The organism is Kitasatospora sp. NPDC059577, assembly GCF_042735475.1.
Taxonomy (GTDB): domain Bacteria; phylum Actinomycetota; class Actinomycetes; order Streptomycetales; family Streptomycetaceae; genus Kitasatospora.
In genome coordinates, this window is the sequence record NZ_JBHWBZ010000028.1 from 1 (window position 1) to 3,219 (window position 3,219).

The following is a 3,219-nucleotide window of genomic DNA, read 5'->3' on the forward strand; positions in this document are numbered from 1 at the left end:
CGAACTCCACCACCCCACCGCCGACACCGTCCTGGACCGCATGCGCCGCTTCGACGCCAAGGGCCGCACCAGCTGACGCTCCGACAGCCCGAAGCCCCGAAGCCACCCGCCCCCCGAACACCCCAGGACTGACAACCCCTCATGTTCCGCACCGCATTGCGCAATGTGCTGGCCCACAAGGGCCGACTGCTCATGACGACGCTGGCCGTCATGCTCGGCACCGCCTTCGTGGCCGGCACACTCGTCTTCACCGACACGCTCGGCAGCGCGCTCAGGTCCCAGAACTCCAAGAGCTACACCGACATCGCCGTCACGGTCAGCGACCGGGAGGCGGTCGGCCGCGGCTACGACCACGGCGGGAAGGCCGGCACCGGCCGGACCCTCACCGAGGACACCCGCCGGGCCGTCGCCGCGCTGCCCGGCGCCGCTGACGCGCGCGGCGTCGTCAGCGGCTTCGCCGGCATCGCCGACAAGAAGGGCGCGCTGATCGGCAACGGCTTCTCCACCACCGGCACCAACTACGTGCCGGGCGCCGACGGAACCGACCCGCGCTACCCGCTGGTCGAGGGCCGCGGCCCGAAGAACGCCACCGAGATCGCGCTGGACGCCAAGACCGCCGAGAAGGGCGCGTACAAGGTCGGCGACACCGTGCGGGTGGCCGTCAACGGCCCGGTGATGGAGCTCAAGCTCACCGGCACCCTGCGCACCAACGACCCGCGCGTCACGGCCGGCGGCTCGCTGGCCGCCTTCGACACCGCGACCGCCCAGCAGCTCTACCTCACGCCGGGCCGGTTCGGCGAGCTGGACGTCAAGGCCAAGCCGGGCACCGACGACTCCGCGCTGCTCGCCGCCGTCAAGCAGGCCGTCCCGCACGGCGACAACATCGACGCCCGGACCGGCCGCGAACTGGCCGACGAGCAGGACCGGATGATCCAGCAGGGCACCAAGGGCATGAGCACCGCCCTGCTGGTCTTCGCGGGCATCGCGCTCTTCGTCGGCATCTTCATCATCGCCAACACCTTCACCATGCTGGTCGCCCAGCGCACCAAGGAACTCGCGCTGCTGCGGGCCATCGGCGCCAGCCGCAAGCAGATCACCCGCTCCGTGAAGATCGAGGCGGTCCTGGTCGGCCTGACCGCCTCGGTGGCCGGCCTGGTGGCCGGCATCGGGATCGCCGCCGGGCTCCGGGCGCTGCTGAACGGCCCGATGGAGGCCAACCTGCCGGACGGCCCGCTGGTCATCGCCCCGGCCACGGTCGTCGCCGCGATCGCGGTCGGCGTCCTGGTGACCCTGGTCGCCGCCTGGCTCCCGGCCCGCCGCGCGTCCCGGATCGCCCCGGTGGCGGCGATGAGTTCCTCCGAGCAGCCCGCCACCCAGAAGAGCCTGGTGGTCCGCAACACCATCGGTCTGGTCTTCGCCCTGGCCGGCGCGGCCGGCCTGGCGGCGGGTGCGGCGAGCAAGGAGGTCAAGCTGGTCGGCGCCGGCGCGGGCGCCCTGCTGATCGGCGTGTTCGTGCTGACCCCGCTGCTGTCCCGCCCGCTGATCGCGCTGTTCGCCCCGCTGCTGCGCGGGCTGTACGGCACCCCGGGCCGGCTGGCCAAGGAGAACGCGATCCGCAACCCGCGCCGTACCGCGGCCACCGCCTCGGCGCTGACCATCGGCGTCACCCTGATCACCGCGCTGACCGTGGTCGGCGCCTCGGTGAACAAGGCCGTGGACAAGGCGACCGCGAGCGACCTCAAGGCCGACTTCACGGTCACCATGCAGAACTACTCGATGCTCTCCCCCGAGGTCGCCACCCAGATCGCCAAGGCGCCCGGCGTCAGCGCGATGAGCGTGGACCGCACCGTCCCCGTGACGATCGGTGCGGCCGGTGCGGCCGGAGCGGCCGGCGCCGACGGCCAGGAGGGTGCGGACGACGCGGACACCGAGTGGCTGACCGGCGTGGACGCCGCCACCATCGACCAGCTGGCGACGCTCAAGATCAAGGAGGGCGCCGCGGACGCCCTCAAGCAGGGCAAGGTGCTGGTGAGCGCCGGGAACTCCGGGACCAGCCGCTACAAGCTCGGCGAGACCCTCGCCTTCACCTACCCGGACGGCACCAAGGGCTCGCTGACCGTCGGCGGCATCCTGGAGTCCAGCAGCGCGCTGCACGGGATCGTCGCCCCCGACGCCGTGGTCGGCCCGCACGCCGCGCCGGGCACCGGCCCGAACAAGGTCCTGGTGAAGGGCACCGACGGCCCGACCGAGAAGCTGAAGCAGGCGCTGCGCGACGCGACCGGCGGCAACCCGCTGATCGCCGTCAAGGGCGAGAAGGACATCAAGGCGGAGAACCGCCAGATCGTCACCGACATCCTCACCATGATGTACGGGCTGCTCGGGATGTCCGTGGTGATCGCGGTGCTCGGTGTGGTCAACACCATGGCGATGTCGGTGTTCGAGCGCCGCCGGGAGATCGGCATGCTGCGGGCGATCGGCCTGGACCGGCTCGGCATCCGCCGGATGGTCCGCCTGGAGTCGCTGCTGATCGCGCTGTTCGGCGGGCTGGTCGGGGTCGTGCTCGGCGTCGTGGTCGCCTGGGCGGGCCTGCGCACCCTGGCGGACACCTTCAAGGGCATCACCACCGAGGTCCCGCCGGTGCAGATCCTCTCCTTCCTGCTCGCGGCCGCCGTGGTCGGCCTGCTGGCCGCCCTCTGGCCGGCGTACAAGGCGGCGAAGCTGGACATCCTGGGCGCCATCAAGAGCGAGTAGCCCGGGGCGTACGCGGAACGGGAGCCCCCGGGACGGTTCGGTCGAACCGTCCCGGGGGCTCCCGCGTGTCACGGCCCGGGGCCCGGCGTGTCACGGCTCGGGGCCCGGCGTGTCGGGCACCCCGGGCTCCGCGCCTCACGGCCCGGCGAACACCACGCCCTGGTCGGAGGGCTGCAGGCTGACCGTCGGCGCCGGCTGCGCGCCCGCCCCCGCGTCGTCGGTGCACGCGGTCGGCAGCCCGGCGGCGGCGAGCACCGTCAGTGCGGCGGCGGCGGTCCCGGCAGGCCTGCGAACGGTCATGGTCCCCCCATGGGTGGGTGATCGGCAGTTCCACCCCGGAGCACGGTGCCCGCGCCCGGGCGGGTGCCGGCCGTGACGCACTCAGGACGCACCCATGACGAAACGACACCGCCCCGGCCGGCGGGGGCCGGGCGGGGCGGTGCGGTGGGGGCGGACCGCCAGGTCAGG

The 3,219-nt window shown here is 73.2% G+C and carries 2 protein-coding genes; one reads left to right on the forward strand and one right to left on the reverse strand.

Annotated features, from left to right (window positions below; genetic code table 11):
• Nucleotides 1-141 precede the first annotated feature (141 nt).
• On the forward strand, nt 142-2,751 hold the full coding sequence (locus ACFV0O_RS21970; RefSeq protein ID WP_380344265.1) for an ABC transporter permease: 2,610 nt from the start codon (nt 142-144) through the stop codon (nt 2,749-2,751).
• A gap of 135 nt (nt 2,752-2,886) precedes the next feature.
• Here ACFV0O_RS21970 and ACFV0O_RS21975 read toward each other — a convergent pair whose 3' ends face one another.
• Nucleotides 2,887-3,051, reverse strand: a complete 165-nt coding sequence (locus ACFV0O_RS21975) for a hypothetical protein (RefSeq protein WP_380344268.1) — start codon at nt 3,049-3,051, stop codon at nt 2,887-2,889.
• Nucleotides 3,052-3,219 lie beyond the last annotated feature (168 nt).

Excerpts from the sequence above, each read along its gene's own strand:
- ACFV0O_RS21970 (WP_380344265.1), top strand. The coding sequence starts at position 142 with ATGTTCCGCACCGCATTGCGCAATGTGCTGGCCCACAAGGGCCGACTG.
- ACFV0O_RS21975 (WP_380344268.1), bottom strand. The coding sequence starts at position 3,051 with ATGACCGTTCGCAGGCCTGCCGGGACCGCCGCCGCCGCACTGACGGTG.